Here is a 25,159-nt window from a genome sequence, read left to right as displayed (position 1 = left end):
GCATGAGCACGAATTTACACTGGCAGTCGTTCGGTCAGGGACCGGATTTGGTGTTGCTGCATGGCTGGGGGATGAATGGCGCGGTTTGGCAGCAAACGGTCGAATCTCTGCAGACCGATTTTTGTGTCCATGTCGTCGATCTTCCTGGATACGGCTTTAGCGCTGAGCATCATGGTGAAGACCTCGCACAAATCGCTGCCATGGTACTAAAAGACGCGCCAGAGAAAGCAGTGTGGCTAGGTTGGTCGCTGGGTGGTTTGGTTGCCACGCACATTGCGCTCAATGCTCCTCAGCGAGTGAGTAAGCTGATCACCGTCGCCAGCTCACCAAAATTTGCCGCAGAAAAACCGTGGCGCGGCATTCAACCGAATGTACTGAGCGCGTTCACCTCTCAGTTACTAGAAGATTTCTCACTGACCATTGAGCGCTTTATGGCGCTGCAAGCCATGGGAAGTCCGTCTGCACGTAAAGATGTTAAACAACTCAAACAAGCGGTGCTATCGCGTCCTCAGCCGAACCCTGAGTCACTATTGGTTGGCTTAAATATTTTGGCGGATGTTGACCTGCGTGATGCTTTGATTTCCCTGAACATGCCGATGCTACGTCTTTACGGTCGTTTGGATGGTTTGGTGCCGATTAAAGTGGCGACCGATCTCAGCCAGCAACTGCCTCACACGCAACAGTTTGTCTTTTCTCAATCTTCTCATGCACCGTTCATGACCGAACATGATGAATTTTGTGCGAAAGTTCGAGATTTCGCTCAGGATTAAAATCGTGCAGTGAAAAAGGCTAAAGTTGATTAAAATTTGGCCGATATAATTGTCGGTAAGGTTTTATTAGTAAATAAGGCCAAGCCATATTGACGAGTTGGGCGACTCTGAGGAGGGTTCGCAATGATTGTGTCACCGACCAACGTAAGTGTGCCACTGATCGCCCCATCCGTTAATGTGCAGACGGAACAAGCTGCTCGTGACAACAGAGTCCGAGAACCTGTGACGCCGACGGTCGCATTGGCAAAAACCAATGCCGAGCGCAAAGTAAAAAGTGATGAAAAGCGACGACGTCAGTCCTCTTGGGATCCCTCTGAGCATCCCGATTATGAAGTGGACCATGAAGTTGATGCGCGTTATCACGAGGAGCCGGAAGATACGCTTGAAAGGCTTTTCGATTTACTGGCACTGAAATCGTACAGTGAAGATCAGGGAAAGGGCTATGCGATACGCTTTCGTTTACCGAAGCGCATTTTGGATGCTGCGATCAACCAAGGATTGATGGAAAAGCGCAGGAAGGTGATCAAATTTCATTATGGTCATTCGGTCGTGCCCCATACCCCGTCAGAAGTGATAGCAGTATTATGACGAATCAATATCCTATCCAATAAAAACGCTCCAATCAGCATGACTGACTGGAGCGTTTTCTTTTTTCTTCTGGATGCTTGAAGCCGTCGCCCAGCTGCAACGTTAATATCTCAAGTGCAGCCGTTAAAACCTAGACTACTTCTTTGCTTTGGCGAAAGCAGCCGCAAATGCGCCACCCATCGCATTGTTCGATGAGGAATCATCACGGCGAGGTTGACGACGTTGTGATTGGTCATTACGACGCGGCGCTGCTGATGAGCGTTGGCTGCGGTTGTCTTGACCCGGCTCGTCGTTTAAACGCATCGATAGACCGATACGCTTGCGCTGTACATCCACTTCCATCACTTTCACTTTAACGATGTCACCTGCTTTCACCACTTCACGCGGATCAGAAACGAAACGATCCGTCAGGGCTGAGATGTGCACTAAACCATCTTGGTGAACACCAATATCGACGAAAGCACCAAAGTTGGCCACGTTCGATACGACGCCTTCGAGAATCATGCCCGGTTCTAGATCTGCAACCGAGTTAACGCCTTCAGCGAAGGTTGCGGTTTTGAACTCCGGACGAGGGTCTCGGCCTGGTTTGTCCAGCTCTTTGATGATATCGGTTACCGTTGGGACACCGAAGTGCTCATCGGTGTAATCCACCGCGTGCAGACCTTTAAGGAACGTTGAATCGCCAATCAGTGCTTTGATGTCTTTACGGTTCTTCTCGGCAATCGCTTTGACTACAGGGTAGGCTTCTGGGTGCACTGCAGAGGCATCCAGTGGGTTTTTACCATCCATAATACGAAGGAAACCCGCACACTGCTCGAACGCTTTAGGACCTAAACGAGGTACTTTCTTCAAGGTTGTACGTGCTTCGAAACGACCGTTTTCATCACGGAAGTCGACAATGTTCTGTGCGATGGTGCTCGACAAGCCCGCTACGCGCGTCAGTAGCGCTGCAGAGGCAGTGTTCACATCAACACCCACCGCGTTTACACAGTCTTCGACAATCGCATCAAGACGTTTTGCCAGCATAGATTGGCTAACATCGTGCTGATATTGGCCCACACCGATCGATTTAGGATCGATTTTAACGAGCTCCGCTAGCGGGTCTTGCAGACGACGAGCAATCGACACCGCACCACGCAGAGATACGTCCATATTTGGGAACTCTTTCGCTGCAAGCTCAGATGCTGAGTAAACCGATGCCCCCGCTTCACTTACGATGATCTTCTGAACTTTCAGGTTGCCGCGTTTGATCACGTCTGCGACAAAGCTGTCGGTTTCACGCGAAGCCGTGCCGTTACCTATCGCAATCAAATCCACGTTGTATTTGCGCACCAACTGATCAACGATTTGCGCTGATTTGTCGTATTGCTTTTGTGGTGGGTGAGGGTAGATGGTTTCTGTTGCAAGCACTTTACCAGTAGGGTCGACAATAGCGATTTTAGAGCCTGTACGCAGACCCGGATCGAGACCCAGCGTCGCACGAGGGCCTGCCGGTGCTGCCATCAACAAATCTTTTAGGTTGGTGGCAAACACTTCAATCGCTTCGATTTCAGCGCGTTCTTTCATTGCGCCCATCAGCTCGGTTTCCATGTGCATCGATACTTTGATGCGCCATGCCCAACTGATCACTTGTTTACGCCATGCGTCCGCCGGTGCGCTGCTTAGCGTCACGCCATAATGGTCGGCAATGATGGTTTCACAGTGCGATTGGCGTGCACCTTCTTCTTGTTCAGGGTCGGCGTTCATCGCCAACGTTAAAAAGCCTTCATTACGACCTCGTAACATCGCCAGTGCACGGTGTGATGGCACTTTGCTCAGTGGCTCGTTATGGTTGAAGTAATCTTTAAACTTCTCGCCTTCTTGCTCTTTACCTTCAACGACACGAGAAACCAGTTCCGCATTGCGGTTTAGATGAGCACGAATTTTTTCAAGCAGGTTCGCATCCTCAGCAATGCGCTCCATGATGATTGCGCGAGCGCCATCCAGTGCCGCTTTGGTATCTGTGATGCCTTTGTCCGCATCAAGATATTTCGTCGCTTCGCTTTCTGGTTCAGTTTGTGGCTGGTTCCAAAGTGTATCCGCGAGAGGTTCTAAGCCAGCTTCAATCGCGATTTGACCTTTGGTGCGGCGCTTTGGTTTGTATGGCAGGTAAAGGTCTTCCAGGCGAGTCTTGCTGTCGGCTTGCGTGATCTCTCGTTCTAGTTCTGGCGTCAGTTTGCCTTGTTCTTGGATCGACTTCAGAATGGTTTGACGGCGATCGTCGAGCTCGCGAAGGTATGACAGACGGCTGTCCAGAGTACGCAGTTGGGTATCATCAAGGCCACCTGTCACCTCTTTACGGTAACGTGCAATAAATGGGACCGTGTTACCATCATCAATCAGGGTGACAGCGGCGTTGACTTGCTCTGGGCGAACATTCAGTTCTTGAGCAATCATGCGACAGATAGCTTGGCTCATCCGTGTATTCTCTTTTAATTCGGTTTGGATATTGGTTGTGTATAGAACATTGGGGTCATTCATAGAATTTGCAATGTTTTAAATTAGCTTCGCAAAAATTTACCGGGCGCTGGTGGACATCGGTCAGATTTATGTCAAAACTGTAATTAAATTGAGAACTTATAAGTTCTGTTGGCGACTAATTTTATATACCTTGGCTCACACGGATAATCATGATGAAAAAAATGTCTTTGGCTCTGGCACTCTCTAGTGCTCTCCTGATAGCCCCGTTTGGTTGGGCGCAATCCATCTCTGCAACCACGCAAGATCCCATCTATCAACTTGATGATAAGTTAGTTTTAGGGCGGGTCGAAAGTGTGTATTACAGCGAAATTCCTGAGCTAAGTGACGTCCCTTTCATCGGTAAAATTGATACCGGCGCTGACACCACCTCCATGCATGCAGAAAATATTCACGTAAGCAGCAGCAATCCCAAATACAAAAATCTTAAAGATGACAAACTGTTGTGGGCAATTGTCGACGATTTAGGTGGCACGCAAGCCAAATGGGAAGCCAACAGTTTTGAACCTTATCAAGTTACCGTCAGTTTCACGATTCAGCATCCTTATACTGGCAAAGAGATCACGGTAACCGACGATCTTGAGCGCATCAGTGCTATCCGCAGTCGCACCAGCAAAAAACCGATTTTGCGTCCAACCGTAAAAATGCCGATGACGATTGCTGGGCATACGGTAGATACCGTGGTGAACCTTACCTCGCGTAAACAGTTCTCTGCGCCAATCCTGATTGGCAAAACTTACCTAGATGATAACGCGTGGGTGTTTGCTGGGTATGACTACCTGCAAGAACAACCCAACGCGAAAATGATTGGCAAGAAAGAGACGGTAGAAATCGAAGGCATTCCCTACAAAACCAGCGTTTCGACAAGCAGCCGGTACACCAACGTTCACGCGCTCGACATCAAAGTTGATAAAAAAGCCAAGCAAGTGTCGTTTACTTTAGAGGGTGAGAACGGTAAGCGCCATCCTATGACACTGCCATTGGTGCGCATGTTGAAAACCACCAAGAGCGAGCGACCTTTGGTGTATCTGCCTGTCAAGATTGATGAAAACGAAACTCAGCAATGGTTGGTGTACTTACGAGACCGCAGCAAGTTCAGTTCGCAAATCCGTCTGGGTCGAGACGTAGTGAGCCAACATTTCGTGATAGATACCGACAAAGAGAATTTGCTCGGTGGTGTGGAAAAAACCTTTAAGAGTGCACTGAAGTCCAAGCCATTGGTGATTTCACCGGAAGAGGAAGTGAACATTGATGGCTACGTGGTTCCCGCTTATCCAACCTTTACCGTGAAAACGCCATTATTACGCGTGAATGGATTTGAACTGAGTGAAAAGGGCAAAGACGAAGTCGCGACGTTCTATTTGAGCAATGAAAAAGGCAAAGAAGAAAAAATCACCAAACCCGTGCTGAAGAAACTCAAAGTCGGCGACATGGTGCGTCCTGTGGTGGAAGGTGACTTCTTGTTCGGTAACAAGGAAAAGTCGATGGAGTTTGCTATCGACGTGCTAGATAAAGATGAAGAGCAGCCGTTTTTCGTTTTCGGCCACAACATGGCTAAAGGTGGCGTGCTACTGAATACGCGCGCAGACCACTTGCTCGATGCAAAACCTTTGTTCCGAGCCGGCCACATCGAAGTGGCCGAAGTGGAAGGCATGTCTTTCCCGGTCAAACTGGACACCGGTGCGGATGTCAGTTCTATCAATGCTAAGGACATCAAACTGTTCCAAAAAGATGGCAAAGACATGGTGAGCTTTACCTACGAAAATGACCTCGGTATGCAAAAAGCCTTTACTCGCGAAGTGGTAGATGTAATGAAAATTACTGCGAAAAAAGGTGAGAAAGCAAACGTACGTCCGGTGGTGGAAATGCACGTCAAACTGGGTGACTTAGAGAAGAAAATTCGCGTGAATTTGCAAGATCGCGGACGCTTTCATTACAGCATGATTTTGGGTAAAAACTTCTTAAAGCACGGTGCGTTAGTGGCGAGTGAAACCAATTACATCGTGACGAAAAAACCAGATTACGAAAAATAGTCGAACCGTCGCCTAACCTAATTGCCAATACCCAAAGTCCGCTCTGAGAATCTTGTGGCTTTGGGTATAATTCTAGGTTTAGGATGAAGATCGCATAAGCGTCGATGCTGCTGAATGTGCGGCATTTTTTATGCCGAAATGAATAGGAGCCAAATTGAAAACTAAGCTGATTACCCGTGAAGGTTATAACAAACTCAAGCAAGAGCACGATTACCTCTGGAATGAAAAGCGTCCAGAAATCACCAAGATCGTGACGTGGGCGGCCAGCCTTGGCGATCGTTCGGAAAATGCTGACTACACCTTCAATAAACGACTGCTGCGTCAAATCGATCGACGCGTTCGTTTTCTCAGAAAGTTTTTACCTGAAGTCACCATCGTAGATTACTCACCTCAACAAGAAGGCAAAGTCTTTTTTGGTGCTTGGGTCGAGATTGAAAACGAAGCTGGTGATGTGAAGAAGTTCCGCATTGTGGGGCCAGAAGAAATATATGGCGATGCCAAAGATTACATCTCCATTGATTCCCCTATGGCCAGAGCCATGTTGAAAAAGCAAGTGGATGAAGAATTTACCGTTCGAACGCCGGAAGGTGACAAAGAGTGGTTCATCAATTCGATTGAATACAACAAGCAAAGCGCAGAATCTTAACTTCCTCGACCCTGAAACATTCGGCGAGCGAAGTGCGTTTGCCAATGATGTTGACCTATTTTTATGCGCCCTCATTTGAGGGCGCGAGCTGTATTTACTGGAGAGGTTTAAAATGAAAGCCGTGATTTGTGGTGCTGCGTTAACGATGGCTATTTCGCTTCCTACTGTCGCTCAAGAAGAGCTAAAAGGGTGTGATGCCAAAGCGTTTGCTCTTGAGCAGCAAATTGAATACGCCACAGTACAAGGTAATCAAAAGCGCATTGATGGATTAAAACGAGCCCTTGCTGCGATTGAGGATGAATGCTCGGAAGAAGATTTACGCGAAAAACTGCAAGCAGAAATCGAACAAAAAGCGCAAAAAGTAAAAGCCCGCGAGCTAGAATTGGTAGAGGCACAAATGTCGGGTTCGAGCGACAAAATCGAGAAAAAGCGCCGAAAGTTAGATGAAGCGCAAAAAGAATTGTTAGACGCTAAACGTGAGTTGGAATGGAATTACGGCCAGTAGGCACACAAGCTTGAGCTGCGGTTAATACCACCTCTCATCGCGTTTTTGTGGCGTTGTTCACATCTCGAAACAAAGTCAATATCGCTAAATACTTAGGGCGGCGCGCAAATAATTTCCCAAAACCGCGTCTAAGATAAAAAGAGTAACAATTTGCACAAGCACGTTTGAAAAAACAGTGATACATTTTCGTCAATAGATGCTTCTGAAAGGATGTTTCAATGCAGGAAAATCATAAAATTTTAGTGGTTGATGACGATGCTCGTTTGCGTGCTCTGTTGGAGCGTTACCTTTCTGAGCAAGGTTTTCAAGTCCGTAGTGTAGCAAACGGCGAACAAATGGATCGCCTACTAACACGCGAAAACTTTCACTTAATGGTATTGGATTTGATGTTGCCAGGCGAAGATGGCTTGTCGATTTGTCGCCGTTTACGCCACGCCAATAACATGTTGCCAATTCTGATGCTGACAGCAAAAGGTGACGAGGTTGACCGTATTGTTGGTTTGGAAGTTGGTGCGGACGATTACCTACCTAAACCGTTCAACCCGCGCGAACTACTCGCTCGAATTAAAGCGGTTTTACGTCGCCAAACGGTTGAGCTACCGGGTGCGCCAAGTACAGAAGAAAAAGTGGTCGAGTTTGGTGAGTTTCGTTTGAATCTAGGCACGCGTGAAATGTTCCGTGGTGATGAGGCGATGCCATTAACATCGGGTGAATTTGCGGTGTTGAAATCACTGGTAACCAACGCGCGTGAGCCAATGTCGCGTGATAAGCTGATGAACATGGCGCGTGGTCGTGAATACTCGGCAATGGAGCGTTCTATCGACGTACAAATTTCTCGTCTACGCCGCATGTTGGAAGACGATCCGAGCAAACCTCGCTACATCCAGACCGTATGGGGTTTAGGTTACGTATTTGTCCCAGACGGTAAAGAGTCGTAACTCTTACTCGCTTAACCGGCAATCGGTTTTTAAAACTTCGGCCATCAAATTTCCTTCTTATTTGGTGGCCGAGGTTTTCGCAATTAGGATCATCAGGAAATTTCCATGCGAATCCGAAGTTCACTGACACAATCTATTCTACTGTTCATCTCCTTGCTTCTCGCTAGCCAAGTCTTTTCTTATTACGCCGTTTTTAACTACGCGTTGATGCCAAGCCTGCAACAGTTCAACAAAATTCTCGCTCACGAACTGAATCTGGTTCTCGATGAAGATGGCCCGCTCAAATCGGATGCACCATTGCGTCGCCAGTTATTAGAAAGGTTGGGTGTGACAGTTCACAGCATCAACAGCGAGAAGGCGGTTGAGTTTAACCATGCGATGTCGATTGATTTGATGTCGGAGGAAATGACTCAAGAGCTTGGCTCACCAACCGAAGTACGCCTGTTGCTGGGTAGTGAAAGCTACATTTTGTGGATGCACATCGAGAAGTTGCCCAATTCCATTATTCGCATCCCGCTGTCTGAGCTGCAAGAAGAGGACTTTGCGCCGCTATTTCGTAACAGCCTGATCATGGCGCTATTAATTATCGCAGGTGGTTGGTTGTTTATTCGCTTGCAAAACCGGCCATTATTGGCGTTGCAACGAGCGGCAGAAGGCGTTGGGAGAGGGGAAATTCCCCCACCGCTACCAGAAAAAGGCGCATCGGAAATTCGTTCGGTAACTCGTGCGTTTAACCAGATGTCGAAAGGGATTCAAGAGCTCGAAGAAGACCGCGCTCTGTTAATGGCAGGCATCAGTCATGATTTACGTACGCCGCTGACGCGAATTCGTCTCGCTACTGAAATGATGTCGCCAGAAGACAGCTATTTGGCGGAAGGGATCATCAGTGACACGGAAGAGTGCAATGAGATCATCAGTCAATTTATGGATTATCTAAAGCCTGTAAACAAAGAATCGTTTGAGTCGGTTGATGTCAGCACCATCGCTAGTGACGTGGCGAGCTCTGAAGGGGGGTATGAAGTTGAGATTGAAACGGACTTGAACATGCACCTTCCTCCAGCGAAAGGCAGCCCGATTGCTATTAAGCGAGCGGTGAGTAACTTAGTTGTCAACGCACTGCGTTACGGCAACGGTTGGGTGAAAATCAGCACAGGCGTGACGGCAGACAAACAGTTGGTTTGGATATGCGTAGAAGACAACGGGCCGGGGATTGAGCAGTCGCAAATCGCGAAGTTGTTCGAACCGTTTACCCGTGGTGATACGGCGCGTGGCAGCGAAGGTACTGGTCTGGGTTTAGCGATTGTAAAACGTATTGTTATCCAACATTCAGGTTCGGTGGTGATGCGTAATCGCAGTGAAGGCGGCTTGATCGCCCAAATCAGTTTCCCGACCAAATAATCCTCTAAAACCAAAAAGCCCAACCAAAAATGTGGTTGGGCTTTTTAATTTCTAAGTACAAGTATTAAGATTCTTTCACTTCTTGAGCGACAAGTTCATCTTCTTCTGTCAGTTTTTCTGGAAGCAGCAAGTTCAGCAGTATCGCGGTGATACCGCCAGCAGCCACACCGGTTGAGAAGATGCTTTTAATAAACTCAGGCATAAACTGCAGAATCTCAGGTTTCTGAGCGATACCTAACCCCATCGAGAATGACAACGCCATAATCAGAATCGCGCGGCGGTCGAGATCAACACGCGAGATAATGCGCACGCCTGCAGCGGCAATGGTGCCGAACATCACGATGGTAGCGCCACCAAGTACAGGCTCTGGGATCAGCTGAACAAAACTGGCCACGCCCGGGAATAGACCAAGAATCACTAACATGCCCGAGATAAAGTAACCCACGTACCGGCTTGCGACGCCCGTTAGCATGATAATGCCGTTGTTTTGACTGAAAGTAGAGTTTGGAAAGCTGTTGAATACCGCAGCGATGGCCGAGTTCAGACCATCCGCTAATACCCCACCTTTGATGCGCTTCATGTAAATAGGGCCTTTAACCGGCTCGCCAGATACTTCAGACGTTGCGGTAATGTCGCCGATCGCTTCCAACGCCGTGATAAAGAAAATCAGCACGAGAGGGATAAACAGTGACCAGTCAAATGACAAACCGTACTGCATCGGAATCGGTAGCGCAACGAGGTTGGTTTCCCCCAATTTTGAGGTGTCGACCATACCCATGAAGTATGCCATTACATAGCCAACCAGCATGGCAATCACGATCGAAGCCACGCGAATGTATGGGTTTTTAGAACGATTCAAAATCACAATTAACCCAAGTACGGTACCAGCGAGCGCCAGTTTGTCTAAGCTACCAAAAGTACCGTCGCCCATTGCAGCATAGCCACCACCCATAGAAACCAAGCCGACTTGGATCAGCGTCAGGCCAATCAGAGTTACGACAATGCCAGAGACGAGAGGCGTGATGATGCGACGTGCATGCTCAAGCACACGAGACAGTAAGATCTCGGCAAAGGAGGCAACTAAAATCGTCCCGAAAATCGCCGCCATCATGGTGCTGATGTCCGCGCCACCTGCTTTGAGTGATAAACCCGCACCGATGATTGGACCCAAAAAGTTAAAGCTGGTGCCTTGCACCGATAGCAAGCCGGAGCCGACAGGGCCAAAGGTACGGATTTGGATAAAGGAAGAAACACCAGATGCAAACAGCGACATGCTGATAATGGTGTTGGTTTGATCGGCCGGAACGCCCAAAGATTGGCAAATGATTAATGAAGGTGTAATCACCGCAACGAACATCGCCAATAAATGCTGAAGTGCAGCAAAAATCGTTTGTGGCAGTGGTGGACGATCATTTAATTGATAGACCAGTTCCGAAGATCGGTTTGAAGTTGTCATGATTTGTCTCGCTAGTCGCAATGTGTTCCCAGATCTCGCTGAATGGGAGGGCTGGGTGGAGTTGACGTCGTTACCTGTGATTGCTGTTAATCAGTGTCAACTCAGGTTGGTGAAGTGTGATGAGGCACACTCTAGAAATTTTGAGCGCGATTATAGAGAGATTTACCCAAAAAGCAATCGTTTGCTATTGGTGGCGGCACTAAAAAACGAGCCATTTGGCTCGCTTTAAGATTTACGCTTTGGAGTAGATATCACGCTCGCCTAGCCAGCGATCGATAATGGCGGCTGCATTGGTTGGGTAATTGTCGTGAATATGACGTGCAATACGTTGAACTTCGGGAATTAAGCGTTGATCTCGAACTAAATCGGCAATTTTGAAATCAGCCAAGCCTGTTTGTTTGGTGCCCAACAATTCGCCGGGCCCGCGGATCTCGAGGTCTTTCTGCGCAATAACAAAGCCATCGTTACTTTCACGCAGCACACCGAGTCGTTTTTGTGCGGTTTTCGACAGGGGGGCGTGGTACAGCAGGACACAGTGACTGGCAACCGAGCCTCGACCGACGCGGCCTCTTAACTGGTGTAATTGAGCCAAACCAAGGCGTTCAGGGTTTTCGATGATCATCAAGCTAGAGTTTGGCACGTCTACGCCAACTTCTATCACCGTCGTGGCTACGAGCAGGTGGAGCTTGTTGTCTTTAAACTCTTGCATGACAGCTTGCTTTTCGGCGGGCTTCATACGGCCATGAACTAGGCCAATTTTTACATCTGGCAGTTTGCGCTGCAACTCTTCGGTGGTGTCTGCTGCGGCTTGAGCTTCCAACACTTCCGATTCATCGATCAGCGTACACACCCAATACGCTTGCTTGCCTTCGTTAAGACAAGCGTTTCGTACCCGCTCGACAATGTCGTCACGTTTGGTATCTGGAATGGCGACGGTTTGAATCGGCGTTCGGCCTGGTGGTAATTCGTCTATCACCGACGTTTCCAAATCAGCATACGCTGTCATTGCTAGTGTGCGAGGAATCGGAGTTGCCGTCATGATGAGCTGATGCGGATACGCGCCTTGTTTTGCCCCTTTCTCACGTAACTCTAATCGCTGATGGACGCCAAAGCGGTGCTGCTCATCAATGATGACTAAAGCTAGGTGATGAAATTCCACATGTTCTTGGAAGAGAGCGTGAGTACCCACTATCATTTGCGCTTCACCGCTGGCAATGCGAGCCAGTTCCGTCTCTTTGGCTTTGCCCTTGAGCTTACCAGCAAGCCAGCCAACTTGAATGCCCATGGCTTCAAACCAGTTGGCGAAATTGATGGCGTGTTGTTCGGCGAGCAGCTCAGTTGGTGCCATTAAAGCCACTTGGTAACCGTGCTCGATAGCTCGAACCGCAGCCAGTGCCGCGACGAGGGTTTTCCCTGAGCCTACGTCACCTTGGACAAGACGCATCATTGGATGCGGCTTTTCGAGGTCGGATTCAATCTCTTTCACCACGCGAGCTTGAGCATTGGTCGGAGAAAACGGCAGTTGCGCCAACAGCTGTTTTTTCAGTTTGTCACATGGTGCGAGCGGTAAGGCGATATCTTGCTGGCCTTTGCTGCGAACCGCCAACATCGATAAGTTCTGAGCGAGCAACTCTTCCATGATCAAACGGATTTGAGCGGGGTGCTTACCTTCATCAAATTCATCTAAATTAATGGTTGGCGGCGGGCGATGAATGGTGTGCAACGCCTGCGACATAGTAATCTGATGGTTATACAAGCCAGAAGGTAGCAATTCTTGCACTGCCGCTTTATCGAGTAGCACCAATGCTTGCTCAGTAAGGTTACGTAAAGTGATTTGACGCAGGCCATCTGTGGTTGGATAAACCGGGGTTAAGCTTTGTTCCACATCTGGCTTTTGTTCACTGGCGTAAAATTTGTAGTCAGGGTGCACAATTTCCAGCCCCATACCACCACGCTTAATTTCTCCGTAAGCGTGTACTAACTTACCCTGTGAAAAATTGTTCTTCATCGCTGCAGTAAAGTTGAAAAAACGCAGCGTGATGGTGCCATTGCCGTCACTGATTTTGACTGTCAGCATTTTGCGTTTACCAAAAATGGTATCGACGGTCATGACTTTACCTTGTACTGCAGCCCAAAGGCCTGCGTGCAGTTTGGCAATAGGATAAATGCGGGTGCGATCTTCGTAGCGTAGAGGCAGGTGGAACAACAAATCTTGAACGCTATGCAAGCCGACTTTAGCGAGTTTTTCTGCGACTTTGGCGCCAACTCCTGATAGAGAAGTTAAAGGAACAGCAGATAGCATTTGGGCAGACATAGAAAGCTCAAGAAAATGGTTAACATAGCAGTATGTTAACCATTGAGCTGTGTTTTTGTACAGGAAAAACTATAAGAAGTGGCGTAGAAAGCGAGGGCTTTCGACGTTATGTTTCAGCTTAAGCTTTTTGCATCTCTTGCCACCACGCCTCATCTGCGATGATTTGACCTTCATCGTCGAGTGGCGGGTATTCCAGTTTCTTGCGTTTCGCTACTTTGGCAAGCACTGGGTGACCACGTTCAAATAAGATGCGATGAATGGTTTCTTTTGGTAGTGCGCTTTCTTCACGATCATACATGCCTGCCGCTTCACGTTGGCGTTGCGCTTCATACAGAATGACTGCGCTGGCGACCGAAACATTCAAAGATTGCACCATTCCAATCATCGGAATAATGATGTCTTGATCGGCGAGTTTTTTCGCTTGTTCAGACGCGCCAATTTTTTCACTCCCCAGGATGATTGCAGTCGGTTTGGTGTAGTCGATTTCACGAAAATCGACCGCGGTGTCCGATAAGTTGGTCACCAATACTTGCATGCCTTGGGCTTTGAGCTCGGTAATGGCAGTTTCAATCGAGTTGTGAGTTTCTACTTCAACCCAGTTACGAGCACCAGCAGAAGTGTGGGTTAACGTGCGCATTTTATCAGGCCAGATAGCATGAACTTTGTGTAAGCCCGTGGCGTCAGCCGTACGAATAACGGCAGAGACGTTATTAGGTTTATGAACCTCTTCTAGGCACAATGTAAGGTCGGTTTGGCGTGCTTTAAGCACCTGATGGATACGGTGGTAACGTTCTAAATTCATAGTAAATAAATAGGGTATAAAAAAATCGCCACCCAGTGTGAGTGGGTGGCGATGAGTTTAGTTCTTTCTTCGTCTGACTCGGGTCGCCTGCGGCATCGCTTTGATTTTTCGCATGATACCTGCAAGGTGGACACGATCTTTGGTGGTCAGCAGAACGGTGACAGTATACAGTCGGCCATCACGTTCTTCGGTCGACAGGCCATGGATATTGGAGCCTGTTTTCGAAATCACGTTGGTCAATTCTGCCAGAGCACCTTGGTGGTTGAGCATGTCGACTTTCAGTTCTGCGATAAACTCTTTGTCGTAATCGTCAGACCACGCAACGGCCATGTATTTGTCCGGCTCTTTTTGGTAACCGCGCACATTTGGACACGTTTCACGGTGAACAACCAAGCCACGGCCAGGAGACACATGCGCAATGATGTGGTCATCTGGAATTGGGTGACAGCAGTTAGCAAACGTCAGCAGCAAACCTTCCGCCCCACGAATTGGAAGTTTCTTCTTCGAGTCGGTTGGAATGGAACTGGTTGTCGTTAGTTCTTCAGTATCGCCCAGCAAACGACGAGCAATCACAATGCTCATGAGTTCGCCTAAGCCAATTGCTGCGAGTAAATCGTCTGTGCTTTCTAAGCGCAGATCGGTCAGTACTTCTTGAATATTCTCTGGGTAGATGGAGTCAATCGAGTGACGACCCAAAGCGTGATTCAATAGGCGGCGGCCGAGCGTGATGGATTCTTCACGGCGCATGGTTTTCAGTACTTGACGAATCTTAGTGCGAGCGCGAGAAGTCACGACATAGTTCAACCAAGCGGCATTTGGACGCGCACCTGGCGCACTGATGATTTCTACTGTCTGGCCGTTCTTCAGCGCCTTACTTAGTGGGTAAGGGTTACGGTCAACACGAGCACCAACACAGGAATTACCTACATCGGTATGTACCGCGTAAGCAAAATCTACAGCTGTCGCGCCAAGTGGCAGTTCAACAATACGACCTTTTGGTGTGAAGACGTAAATCTCATCTGGGAATAGATCCGATTTTACGTTTTCAATGAATTCGAATGAGTTACCGGCACTTTGTTGTAGCTCAAGCAAGCTTTGCATCCAACGCTGCGCTTTCACTTGTGCGGTCGTGCCCGACTTATCGCCCTTGTCTTTATAAGACCAGTGCGCTGCGACACCTTTGTCCGCCATTTGATCCATATCTTCAGTACGGATCTGCACTTCAACAGGCACACCGTGTGGGCCAACCATGGAAGTGTGAAGCGATTGATAGCCGTTCGCTTTTGGTACCGCGATATAGTCTTTCATGCGACCTGGGCGCGGCTTATACAAGCTGTGTACTTGGCCTAGAACGCGATAACAAGTATCGGCAGTATCAACAACCACTCGGAAAGCGTAGATATCCATGATGGTGTGAAAACGCTGTTCTTTGGTTTTCATCTTGTTGTAGATGGAGAACAGGTTCTTTTCACGACCTACGACGCGTGCATTCAAACCAACATCTTGCAGTCGGCCTTCGATTTCACTGTGAATACGCTGAATTATCTCTTTGCGATTCCCGCGAGCCGCTCTCACGACTTCTTTGAGTACGCGATAACGGTTTGGGTACAGCGCTTCGAAACCCAGCTCTTCTAACTCAGTTTTGATATTGTGAATACCAAGACGATGAGCTAATGGGGCATAGATTTCTAATGTTTCACGAGCGATGCGACGTTTTTTGTCTGGTCGAAGTGCACCTAACGTGCGCATGTTGTGCGTACGGTCAGCCAGTTTGATCAGGATAACGCGGATATCTTGCACCATCGCCAGAACCATCTTGCGAAAGTTCTCAGCTTGAGCCTCTTTCCTGTCACGGAATTTGAGTTTGTCCAGTTTAGATACACCATCAACCAACTCAGCGACGGTGTTGCCGAATTTCTCTTCGAGATCTTCTTTTGTAACGTCACAGTCTTCAATGACGTCATGCAGCAAAGCAGCTTGGAGGGTTTCAATATCGAGGCGCATTTCGGCCAAGATACGAGCCACAGCGACAGGGTGGATGATGTATGGTTCACCGCTAGAGCGGGTTTGCCCTTCATGGGCATCTCTCGCTACCACATAAGATTGACGCAGAGCCTCAATTTGAGGCTCTGTTAGGTATTCTTGGGCAACGTCTTTGAGGCTATCGAATAGATACAAATTATAGGCCCGGGAGGTTGTTGAATTCTAAAGACAGAATTAACGGTTGTGAGCGATGCTGCTTACTGCCGCTAGCTCTGCCGCTTCTTGCTCTTGCTGTTCTTGACGTTCACGAGCGTCTAGAACTTCTTTAGTAATTAAACCTTCTTCGATTTCGCGTAGAGCGATAACCGTTGGCTTATCGTTCTCTTCTGGCACTAGTGCATCTTTACCGCCAGTTTGCATTTGACGAGCGCGGCGAGCCGCAATCAGTACTAGGTCGAAACGGTTGCCAACTTTTTCAACAGCGTCTTGAACAGTTACGCGTGCCATGAGGACTCCAAATAGTTAACTAAATTTTAGAATGACGAGAAAGTATACAACCTAACTACTTTATTTACTAGCAATTAGACAAGCCACAATGTGTGGGCTTTCTCTCTTGTTTATTATGGCTACTTTGCACAATACAAAGTAGCGGAAATTCTGGTTAAACAGACTGACTCTTTGGTGAGAGCTATTCTGCTAATAACGCGTCAAGCATACCTTTATATTTAGCAGCTTGTTTTTCTTCCTTCAATCTTTCTGCACGAAGGATAGCTTTAAAGTCCATTAATGCTGTGTCGAAATCATCATTCACGATGACGTAGTCATATTCGCTGTAATGTGAGATTTCCGATTTTGCTTCAGCCATGCGCTTGGCGATGACTTCTGCGCTGTCTTGACCACGAGTATTTAAACGACGTTCAAGCTCACCGTTTGAAGGTGGCAGAATGAAGATGCTTTTTGCTTCTGGCATTTGCTCTCGAATTTGGCGAGCACCTTGCCAGTCGATATCTAGGAATACATCGATGCCTTTCTCTAGCGTTTCTTCAATCCATACGCGAGACGTACCGTAATAGTTACCAAACACTTCGGCGTATTCTAGGAAGTCGCCTTTAGCAATCAGAGTTTCAAACTCTTCTTTTGCGACGAAGTGGTAGTGGACACCGTCTTCTTCACCAGGACGCATGTTGCGAGTAGTGTGAGACACAGACACTTTCATTGCGTATGTTGGATTACGTTCCAACATTGCTGAGATCAAGCTAGATTTACCTGCGCCGCTAGGTGCAGATACGATATAGAGAGTACCTTTGCCCATTGTACTGTTCCACTTTTGATTGGATTGATTGAGTGCCGAAGGAAAGTTTCGACAATCTTATAACGATAGCACTGGCGGCAAGGAATCAGCCATTATGGAAATGGTGATTGGTGATAATCCCGCCAGAAAAATGGAGGCGAAGAGTATCATGATCTCTATGTGGTTACCAGTTGATCTTTTGGTTTGCATACCCTTCAATGACAACGGATTGAGAACTGAAAAACGACGAAAAAAGGGGAAGCTTTCACTTCCCCAGGCGTGCGACTGACTCACACTTAATTTTCGCGCCATGCTAAATGTATGACTTACCCTTGTGACTCTAGGAAATTAATCCAAGGGCTCGCCATTGCTCTCATATCCGGAGATTGAGCCGCACTTTTCATTGCTTTTAGAGCATTACTCGGTTGGTTTAACTCAAAATATGCCATGCCACGAATGTAAGAGAGCTCTCCTTTTTGTTCGTGCTTAGCATCTGGGGCGGCGTTTTGCGTAAATTTCGTCGCCTCCGTATATTGCTTGTCTAAAATCATTAGACGAGCAATTTTTATTTGAGTTTTTGCTTGTGGAGCAAGATTGTAAGCTTGCTGATAGACGTCGATAGCCTGTTCAAGTTCTTGTGCTTGCTGCCAAAACGAACCAAGTGTTTCCAAATTTTTTGCGTTGCGTTCTACATGACCATTATCAAAGGCTGCTTGAAGTGTTTTCGCTGCGCGGAAAGGCACCCCTTGATAAGCTTGGAAGTTTACTAAACGCAGGTATTCTTTCTCACCTTCTAATAGGCCCATTTTATGAGCCATTTCTAGTGTTGAAAGGGCATTGCGCTCTTGATTTAACTCCATGTAAATACCAGACAATTGAGTCCAGTAACGCTTATTTTTTGGATATTTAGTGGTTAATGTTTTCAATACACCCGCAACGCTCTTGAACTGCTTAAGTTCATAATGCGCAGACATCAGTAGCTGATACCAAGATTCACTAGGTTCTTTACTCATAGCGATTGCTTGCTTAGCTGGTGGAATCGCGTTTTTGTAATCTTCTAGCTGAACATAAGCACTCGCTAGAGTGATGTATGCATGCGCTTGTGGCTTTTCTTCGGTGGTTTCTGCAATTTTGAACCACTCATTCATGGTTGCTACTGACTTTTTAAATTGCCCTTCGGCTAAGTAAAGCTGCGCCAAGCTATAACGAACTTGCTGGGCTACAGGCACTGGAAGTGCGTTTAAACTTAACGCATCAGCAAAATACTTTGCTGCTTTCGGGTAGTCATCTTGCAGAGAGTACAAAAAGCCCATCTGTTGCAGTAAGACTGCACGGTCATATTGTTTTTTGCTTGTACTACTTAATGCTGAGTTCAATTTAGAAAGGGCATCAGCGTACTTTTCTGTAGCAATGAGTTCCTGAACTTTGTTTACCGTTCGAAACGTTTTGTCTGACAACTCCGGAGTGTTGGCAAAACCAGGCGTGCCATACGCGCCTGACAATAACACTAGAGAAGCCAACAGTTTGGTATATGCTTTCATACGTATGACTCCTTAGTTTGTAGAGAACTCAATTTCTTGAGAAAGGCGAGAGCTAACCGCTTTACCATCAACCATTTTGGGTTTGAAGGTCCACTTAGATACGGTTTTCTTCGCGGCTTGTCCCAAGCCCAACTTACGTGGTGTCTCTTTTAAAACTTTGACGTCCTCGACGCTACCACGTTCGTTAACAGTAAACTCTACAAGTACGATACCTTTCTCAAGTCCAGAACGGGCAGCCTTACGAGGCATCTGAGGTTGGAATGTTGCTAAAGGCACAGGGCCTCCGCTACCTGCCAGTCTCGCTCCGCCACCTTGGCTGTAATGACCGAGCACTGAGCCACCAGTGACGTTAACTGGTAGATCGAGTTTTGGCATATCCATTGGAACTTGGTCCATCACCGGTTTTACTGTCGACGTCACCTTCATTTCTGGTGGCGGCGGCGGACGCTTAGGTGGTGGCGGTTTCGGGAGTTCGCGTTTTTTCTCCTGTACTTTTTCGTCCGGTTTAATGCGAATGAAATCGACCATACGCTGATCATCATTCGACACTAGCTCGTGGCGCTCTTTGTTTACCAGCTTGTCCATCCCCCAGAACAATCCGAGGGAGACAATGAGCGCCAGTGCAATTGAGGCCAGATACCGCATAAGCTTAATCCTTATTCGTTGCGGCAATGGAGATGCTTTCGACACCTGCCATTTTAATCTGGTCCATAACCTTCACGACTACCCCTGCATTGGCCTCGGTATCCGCTTGGATAACAACAGCGCCATCAGGGCTTTCTGCGCGAAGACGTTCGATGTTGGCGCGAACAGCGTCGACTTCAATGCGTCGTTTATCAACCCATACGTCTCCAGCAGCACCGATGGCAACCATAATGTTCCCTTTCTTCACGGTTTGTGCTGAGCTTGCTGTTGGGCGGTTTACTTCCAAACCTGCTTCTTTAACGAACGATGTTGTTACGATAAAGAAGATCAACATGATGAATACGATGTCGAGCATCGGTGTCATATCGATAGCTGTTTCGTCACTGCTATCACTGCTATAGCGTCTTTTCATGACCTATACCTCTAATTCCATTTACTCAGGCAATATGCTTTAGCTTATCTTCCAGCTTTTGCGTTGTGACTTTGGCTAAATGATCAAGACGTGAACTAAAGAACAGTCCTGACAGAGAAGCCACCATCCCGGCTAAAGTTGGGATTGTTGCCTTTGAGATCCCCGAGGCCATTGCTCGAGGGCTTCCTGTTCCGGTTACCGCCAAGATGTCGAATACTTGGATCATGCCGACTACGGTGCCGAGCAGGCCAAGTAGGGGACAAAGCGCAATCAGTACTTTGACGATTGGTAGCCCCTTTTTATTCTCAATATCCTGACGAGATACAATTTCTTGTCGGATCATCTTTGCGTTCCAGCTTTGATGTTCTGAACGCTCACTCCAAAGAGTCACGGCTTTTTTCGCGGCTCTTGGAGCGACGGCGGCAAAGTAGAACCAGCGTTCTAGCAGTACTGCCCACAACATGAAGCTGAGGATGAAGATGGCGACGAGTACATCGCCACCCATTCCCAAGAAGCGCCTAATTGATTCAAGTTCTCCAACTAACCACCACATAACGCCTCCTTAGCTTTCGGCTTTATGTAGTTTTTCCTGATAGCGAGCGATGAAACCTGCACTCTGTTCTTCAAGAGTTTGAACCAAACGACGACCTTTACTGTGTACGATGGTGTAAAGGAACAGTAGAGGAATTGCGACAACCAGACCTAACATGGTGGTTACCAATGCTTCAGAAATACCGCCAGCCATTAGTTTCGGATCGCCGGTACCAAATAGCGTGATTGCCTGGAAGGTACCGATCATACCCATTACTGTACCTAGTAGACCCAGTAGTGGAGCTACAGAAGCAAACAGTTTGATTGAGCTGATAAAGCGTTCAATGCTTGGTGCATTGCGTAGGATGATTTCGTCCAACTTCGCTTCCAGATCTTCAAGGTTGTCGCCTTTGTGATCTTGGTAAGCTTGGATAACTTCACCTAGAGGGTTGCCAGGGATAACTGTGTCTGATTTCGCCTGTTTACGCATTTTGCCACCGATGATCTGAAGGCGTAGGAAGCACAATAGCGCGATGATGACACCAACAGCGCCCATTGCTAGGATGACGTAACCAACGATACCGCCTTGGTCAATACGCTCCTGAACGGTAGGGCTCTGTACTAGTAGCGATAGAATTACGCCACGAGATGGATCAAGGAATAGCGGCTCATACGTGCCTTTTGCTGATTCAAAACCAGCCACTTGGCTTGTGATGTTCTTGCTTGGCTGACGTGATAGTTCTTCGAACTTGCCAGTTTGAGGTACATAAATGACGTATTTGCCATCTGCAATTGCGTTAAATTCACCTACTAGCGTTACGTCGCGAACGGCTTCTTTACCTTCACCGTAAACAACCGTTGCTTGTGTTGTTGATGTATCACCAGATACGACAACTTGTTGAAGAATAGTGTGCCAGAATGCTTCCAGCTCTTGAGTTGATGGTAGTTCTTTACTTTCTGCCAGTTTCGTCAGCAGTGCATCACGCTCTGGGAACTGAACTGCATTTTGCGAAGCGGCAAATAGGCCTTTAAATTCACCTGCGTACTGACGAACTACACCAAACATCTCACCTAGAGTACCTGAACGAACACGCAGTGTTTCAGTCAGCTCAGTTAGTTGCTTGTCATTTTCGTCGAAAGTAGCTTTCAGTTGATCGCCAAGCGCTTGCTGTGCAGCTAGCTCTTCACGAGCCTGTTGTAATAATGCAGCTTGTTGGTCGCGATCGCGCTTGAACACAGCTTCGCGTTCTTTGTTTTCTTTTGATTCAACAATGCTTTCTGATTTTACGTTTTTTAGTAGTTCAGAAAGTGTTTGTGGGGTTTCAGCTTGAACGCCAGAAACCATAAATAAGCTGGCTAGTAGACCAGCGGCTAGAGTTTTGAATCCTTTCATCTCTTATTCCTCCCCAGCAAATACAGGCAATTTGATTAGCGCTGGTGGCGCCTTTTCAGGTAGTGTCTCCCATTGACGTGTTTGTTGGTTCCACATACCTGTTTCACCGCCGTCTGGAGATTGGAATAGAAGTGCTGTGCGACCAATACGTAAGAAATCGTACGTTACGATTTCGCCGTTACGATCTAAGCTCGCTTTGTAAGACTCAATTGAGCGAGAGAAGCCTTCTTCAATTTGGTACGCTTCCATCACTTTACGGAATTTCTCAGAAGTCGTCACGTCTGCGCGATCCATCAGGCGGCGTAACTCTTGAACGCGTTTGTTGCGTTCTTCTTTTTGGAAAGGCAAATCGAGTGTAACGAACTCATCTAGCGCATCGATCATTTTTAGTGTTAGAGGAACAACTTCTGTTGCCGTTTGATCGATTTGAGCAATTTGGTTATTCAATGAGTCCAGTTCGCCCTGTTGCGATTGAACCATTCGATTAATTTGCTCGTTGTAGACTTTCATACTATCGATTTGACGAAGTAAGCCCTTATATTCTGCCAACATACCTTCTGTGCTTTCAGCGTAAGTATCGATTTTTTGCTGAGAAGCTTGAGAAGACTTCGTTGTTTGTGCTTGATTGGCGACTACGGTTCCAGAGTCTGCAGCAATCGCTGCACCACTTACCGAGAGAATCGCGGCAGTAACTGCACTTACGCCAAATTCCTTTAACGTCATAGTAGCATCCTTGTTAGTGTAAATAGTCAGTCGAATAGGGCGCAGGAAATACTCCTGCGCCAAAGGTTTTAATTAAAAGTTTTGAGAGTATTTCAAGAAGTAAACACGGCCTTGAATGCTGTATAGGTCTTTATCGTAAGTTACACCATCAGATTCAAATGCAGGATCTTCATCAGTTAAGTTACGAACACCAGCAGTAAACTTCGCATCCCATGGCGCTAAGTAGTTGTACGCGATGTTCCACGTTGTTTGTGATGATATATGGCCAGTTTTATTGTAGTTGTCGTCAACATCTTGAGCTTGATCGGCGATGTGGTCAGCAGATAGGTAGATGTCATGTTCTTCCAAGAAGTTTACGCCAACACCTGTGTTGAAACGGTATTCTGGTAGACCATTTCGACCCACTTGGTTGTTTACCGGACCACCAACGTATTCTGGTGAGCTGTAATCAAGCACGTAGCTACCTGTAAAGTCATAACGGATTGTTGCAACATTAAAGTCATAACGATAACCAATTTTAAGGTCTAGACCTGATGTATCAAGTGTTCCTAGGTTTTGAAGTCCAGCAGTAGCTTCTTTTATTCGTCCATTTTCTCGAACGATATTTGGATTCGACACACCAGAACTACGTTCTTGATCAATCATGCTCTGGAGCGTATTCAGAGTGATTACGTCATCAATACTAATGTTGTAGTAGTCTAAAGTTAGGTCTAGGTCGTCAATTGGTGAGTAACTGATCCCGAAGTTAAAAGATACAGACTTTTCTGCATCCAGATCTTCATTGGATGTGCGAGTAACGTCATATTGAGTTTCCGGACATTCTGAAGCTGATATGCCATTCTGGCTACAGAATACGTAGTCTTTCGCATAGTCAGATGAGAAGCTATCAGCTCCGTATAGATCTGATAGGGTTGGAGCTCGGAAACCAAGACCTGCACCAGTACGGAACATCAAGTTGTCTAACGGCTGGTAACGGAAAGATACTTTTGGTGAGATTTCATCTCCAAAGTCACTGTAATGGTCGTAACGAGCTGCAATGTTCATCTCTAGTTCATCAGTAAACGCAATGAGAGATTCAGCATAAATTGCGTATGTTTCGCGGTCACCACCAGCGGAGTTCCCCGAACTACCAATAATATTACCCGCTTCACTTTGTGGATCGTATTGGTCAAAGTAGTCGTAAGTTGTGTACTCTGCCCCTACATATAGTGGGATAACAATGTTTCCCACTTCTGCTAGATCAAATTGAAGTCCACCATAAACTTGGTGCATTTCCATTTGAGTTTCGCGCCCTGTTCCTGCTGACAGTTGGCTAGTCGCATCGGCACTGAACTCGCCATTTACAAACTGACCTGAGTTTGCCAGTTGTTCAGCTGGAGAGCGGAACACATAGCCAGTACCAGTTTCGTTACTATTCGAGAAGTTTAGGTGGTAACCAGTTTCCCAAATGACTTCACCAAATGAATCTGTGTAAAGTGTGCCATCTAAGCCGGCTTTTAAGTCTGCTTGGAAATCGGTAACACTATTGTCACGTGTACCAACATTGTTGAATCGGTAATAAACAGCAGCAGGACCTTTAGTTGCATCTAAGCCATTTTCGGCAAAGAATGCTGCGCCACCAGTAGTTGTTGGATCGACTTCGAAATAACCAGCCGCTGGCGCGAAGCGTCCAAAGCTTTCATTTCGGTTTAAAAGAACCTGAGCGTTAAACGTGGTGTCATCAGATAAGAAAATGTTACCGTTCATAAAAACGGTGTTGCGTTCTAGAGATGCTGTTTGAGCAGCTTCCGATGTGTAGTCGTAGCCGCAGATATCACCTAAGCCAGGGTAGTTCGTTAACCCTACAAAACCTTTTGAAGGATCACACGAAGCGTCTGTGTCGTAGCCTTTAAGTGCTTTCAACTGACCATCATGATAAACGTTACGCCCGTAAATACTAACGCCTGACATATCGAAGTAGTTTGCAGAGCCAGTGTTGGTTGAGCTTAGGTAATCACGATCGCGTTGGTAAATTTCGTCTTTGCTGTCATGTTCAAATGAGAACATGATGTTACCTTTCTCACCGCTTGTACCTAGCACAATTGAAACGTTTTCTTCGTCAGCTCCTTCGCGACTTGGAATACCAGACCCCAGGGTTACGTTGATGCCATCAAATTCTTCTTTAAGAATGATGTTTACTACGCCTGCTACAGCATCAGAGCCATACACCGCAGAACCACCGTCGGCCATGACTTCCACGCGCTCTACGATCGCTGACGGAATTACGTTGATGTTTGCTGCACCACCACCCATTGATGCGGAACCAGGGAGACGTTTACCATTGATCAAAACGAGAGTGCGCTCAGAACCTAGGCCACGTAGAGAGAGCGTTGCTTGACTTTGCGCAGAGCTACCTGAACGCTCGTTGTGTGAACCAAATGAGTTAAAAGATGATTTACGCAATACATCGGCAATCGATACGTCACCAGCGCGTTCAATTTCAGCTCGACCAATTACTGCTACTGGAGTGCTTCCTTCCATAGATGCGCGCGTTAGGCGCGAACCAGTAACTTTCATCTTTTGAAGTTTTTCAACTTGTTGCTCTTCTGCCTGTGCTGTTAGAGGGGCCACTGCTGCCGCTGTCCCCAAAGCAAGACTGATCGCAACAGATAAAGCGGTTGTGTTTTTATACAT

General features: G+C 47.1%; 21 protein-coding genes. 7 read left to right on the top strand and 14 right to left on the bottom strand.

Features of this window, described 5'->3' with window-relative positions; translation table 11 throughout:
* The first annotated feature begins 2 nt into the window (after positions 1-2).
* Entirely contained in the window at positions 3-770 is a 768-nt protein-coding gene (gene bioH, locus OU793_RS04250) for a pimeloyl-ACP methyl ester esterase BioH (protein ID WP_193237427.1), read from the top strand.
* A 123-nt stretch (positions 771-893) separates the two neighbouring features.
* A complete protein-coding gene (locus tag OU793_RS04245) occupies positions 894-1,358 on the top strand; it encodes a hypothetical protein (protein ID WP_005459035.1) in 465 nt (154 codons plus the stop codon).
* A 135-nt stretch (positions 1,359-1,493) separates the two neighbouring features.
* On the opposite strand, the gene OU793_RS04240 is transcribed toward OU793_RS04245, so the two are convergent.
* Complete coding sequence (locus tag OU793_RS04240; RefSeq protein ID WP_159404211.1) at positions 1,494-3,815, bottom strand: Tex family protein; 2,322 nt, start codon at positions 3,813-3,815, stop codon at positions 1,494-1,496.
* 212 nt (positions 3,816-4,027) lie between these two features.
* Between OU793_RS04240 and OU793_RS04235 the strand changes: the two genes are divergently transcribed.
* The 5 genes from OU793_RS04235 to envZ all read left to right on the top strand — a co-directional run bounded on the left by OU793_RS04235 (position 4,028) and on the right by envZ (position 9,395).
* Entirely contained in the window at positions 4,028-5,908 is a 1,881-nt protein-coding gene (locus OU793_RS04235; protein WP_015296086.1) for a RimK/LysX family protein, read from the top strand.
* 154 nt (positions 5,909-6,062) lie between these two features.
* Positions 6,063-6,554: a transcription elongation factor GreB gene (gene greB / locus OU793_RS04230; protein WP_005458979.1), complete on the top strand. Its 492-nt coding sequence runs from the start codon at positions 6,063-6,065 to the stop codon at positions 6,552-6,554.
* A gap of 112 nt (positions 6,555-6,666) precedes the next feature.
* Positions 6,667-7,059 carry a DUF1090 domain-containing protein gene (locus OU793_RS04225; RefSeq protein WP_159404210.1) on the top strand — a complete coding sequence of 131 codons (393 nt, stop codon included), beginning with the start codon at positions 6,667-6,669 and terminating at the stop codon, positions 7,057-7,059.
* A gap of 218 nt (positions 7,060-7,277) precedes the next feature.
* Entirely contained in the window at positions 7,278-7,997 is a 720-nt protein-coding gene (gene ompR, locus OU793_RS04220) for a two-component system response regulator OmpR (RefSeq protein ID WP_005459027.1), read from the top strand.
* A 105-nt stretch (positions 7,998-8,102) separates the two neighbouring features.
* Complete coding sequence (envZ, locus tag OU793_RS04215) at positions 8,103-9,395, top strand: two-component system sensor histidine kinase EnvZ (RefSeq protein WP_005459014.1); 1,293 nt, start codon at positions 8,103-8,105, stop codon at positions 9,393-9,395.
* Positions 9,396-9,459: 64 nt separating this feature from the next.
* Here the strand turns inward: envZ and OU793_RS04210 are convergent, their stop codons facing one another.
* From OU793_RS04210 to OU793_RS04150, 13 genes are all read right to left on the bottom strand, one after another.
* Complete coding sequence (locus OU793_RS04210; RefSeq protein ID WP_005459007.1) at positions 9,460-10,851, bottom strand: uracil-xanthine permease family protein; 1,392 nt, start codon at positions 10,849-10,851, stop codon at positions 9,460-9,462.
* Between the two features lie 232 nt (positions 10,852-11,083).
* The gene (recG, locus tag OU793_RS04205) at positions 11,084-13,165 is read right to left on the bottom strand and encodes an ATP-dependent DNA helicase RecG (protein ID WP_159404209.1); all 2,082 of its coding nucleotides are present in this window, start codon (positions 13,163-13,165) and stop codon (positions 11,084-11,086) included.
* Positions 13,166-13,283: 118 nt separating this feature from the next.
* Positions 13,284-13,967: a tRNA (guanosine(18)-2'-O)-methyltransferase TrmH gene (gene trmH, locus OU793_RS04200; RefSeq protein ID WP_005478720.1), complete on the bottom strand. Its 684-nt coding sequence runs from the start codon at positions 13,965-13,967 to the stop codon at positions 13,284-13,286.
* A 57-nt stretch (positions 13,968-14,024) separates the two neighbouring features.
* Entirely contained in the window at positions 14,025-16,145 is a 2,121-nt protein-coding gene (spoT, locus tag OU793_RS04195; protein ID WP_159404208.1) for a bifunctional GTP diphosphokinase/guanosine-3',5'-bis pyrophosphate 3'-pyrophosphohydrolase, read from the bottom strand.
* A 39-nt stretch (positions 16,146-16,184) separates the two neighbouring features.
* Positions 16,185-16,457, bottom strand: a complete 273-nt coding sequence (gene rpoZ, locus OU793_RS04190) for a DNA-directed RNA polymerase subunit omega (RefSeq protein WP_005379346.1) — start codon at positions 16,455-16,457, stop codon at positions 16,185-16,187.
* 181 nt (positions 16,458-16,638) lie between these two features.
* The gene (gmk, locus tag OU793_RS04185) at positions 16,639-17,262 is read right to left on the bottom strand and encodes a guanylate kinase (protein ID WP_005496750.1); all 624 of its coding nucleotides are present in this window, start codon (positions 17,260-17,262) and stop codon (positions 16,639-16,641) included.
* 305 nt (positions 17,263-17,567) lie between these two features.
* Positions 17,568-18,782, bottom strand: coding sequence for a lipopolysaccharide assembly protein LapB (locus tag OU793_RS04180; protein ID WP_140103065.1), 1,215 nt, complete (start codon positions 18,780-18,782; stop codon positions 17,568-17,570).
* Positions 18,783-18,794: 12 nt separating this feature from the next.
* Positions 18,795-19,427, bottom strand: a complete 633-nt coding sequence (locus OU793_RS04175) for an energy transducer TonB (RefSeq protein WP_005458947.1) — start codon at positions 19,425-19,427, stop codon at positions 18,795-18,797.
* A gap of 4 nt (positions 19,428-19,431) precedes the next feature.
* Positions 19,432-19,839 carry a biopolymer transporter ExbD gene (locus OU793_RS04170; protein ID WP_005458951.1) on the bottom strand — a complete coding sequence of 136 codons (408 nt, stop codon included), beginning with the start codon at positions 19,837-19,839 and terminating at the stop codon, positions 19,432-19,434.
* 25 nt (positions 19,840-19,864) lie between these two features.
* Positions 19,865-20,392, bottom strand: coding sequence for a MotA/TolQ/ExbB proton channel family protein (locus OU793_RS04165; RefSeq protein ID WP_005458945.1), 528 nt, complete (start codon positions 20,390-20,392; stop codon positions 19,865-19,867).
* 9 nt (positions 20,393-20,401) lie between these two features.
* Positions 20,402-21,763 carry a MotA/TolQ/ExbB proton channel family protein gene (locus tag OU793_RS04160; protein ID WP_021449002.1) on the bottom strand — a complete coding sequence of 454 codons (1,362 nt, stop codon included), beginning with the start codon at positions 21,761-21,763 and terminating at the stop codon, positions 20,402-20,404.
* A 3-nt stretch (positions 21,764-21,766) separates the two neighbouring features.
* Positions 21,767-22,486: a DUF3450 domain-containing protein gene (locus OU793_RS04155; protein WP_274647728.1), complete on the bottom strand. Its 720-nt coding sequence runs from the start codon at positions 22,484-22,486 to the stop codon at positions 21,767-21,769.
* Positions 22,487-22,558: 72 nt separating this feature from the next.
* Positions 22,559-25,159 carry a TonB-dependent siderophore receptor gene (locus OU793_RS04150; protein WP_159404207.1) on the bottom strand — a complete coding sequence of 867 codons (2,601 nt, stop codon included), beginning with the start codon at positions 25,157-25,159 and terminating at the stop codon, positions 22,559-22,561.

This window comes from Vibrio sp. VP6, assembly GCF_028823755.1.
Classification (GTDB): Bacteria; Pseudomonadota; Gammaproteobacteria; order Enterobacterales; family Vibrionaceae; genus Vibrio; species Vibrio parahaemolyticus.
This window is presented reverse-complemented; position numbering and strand designations above follow the sequence as displayed.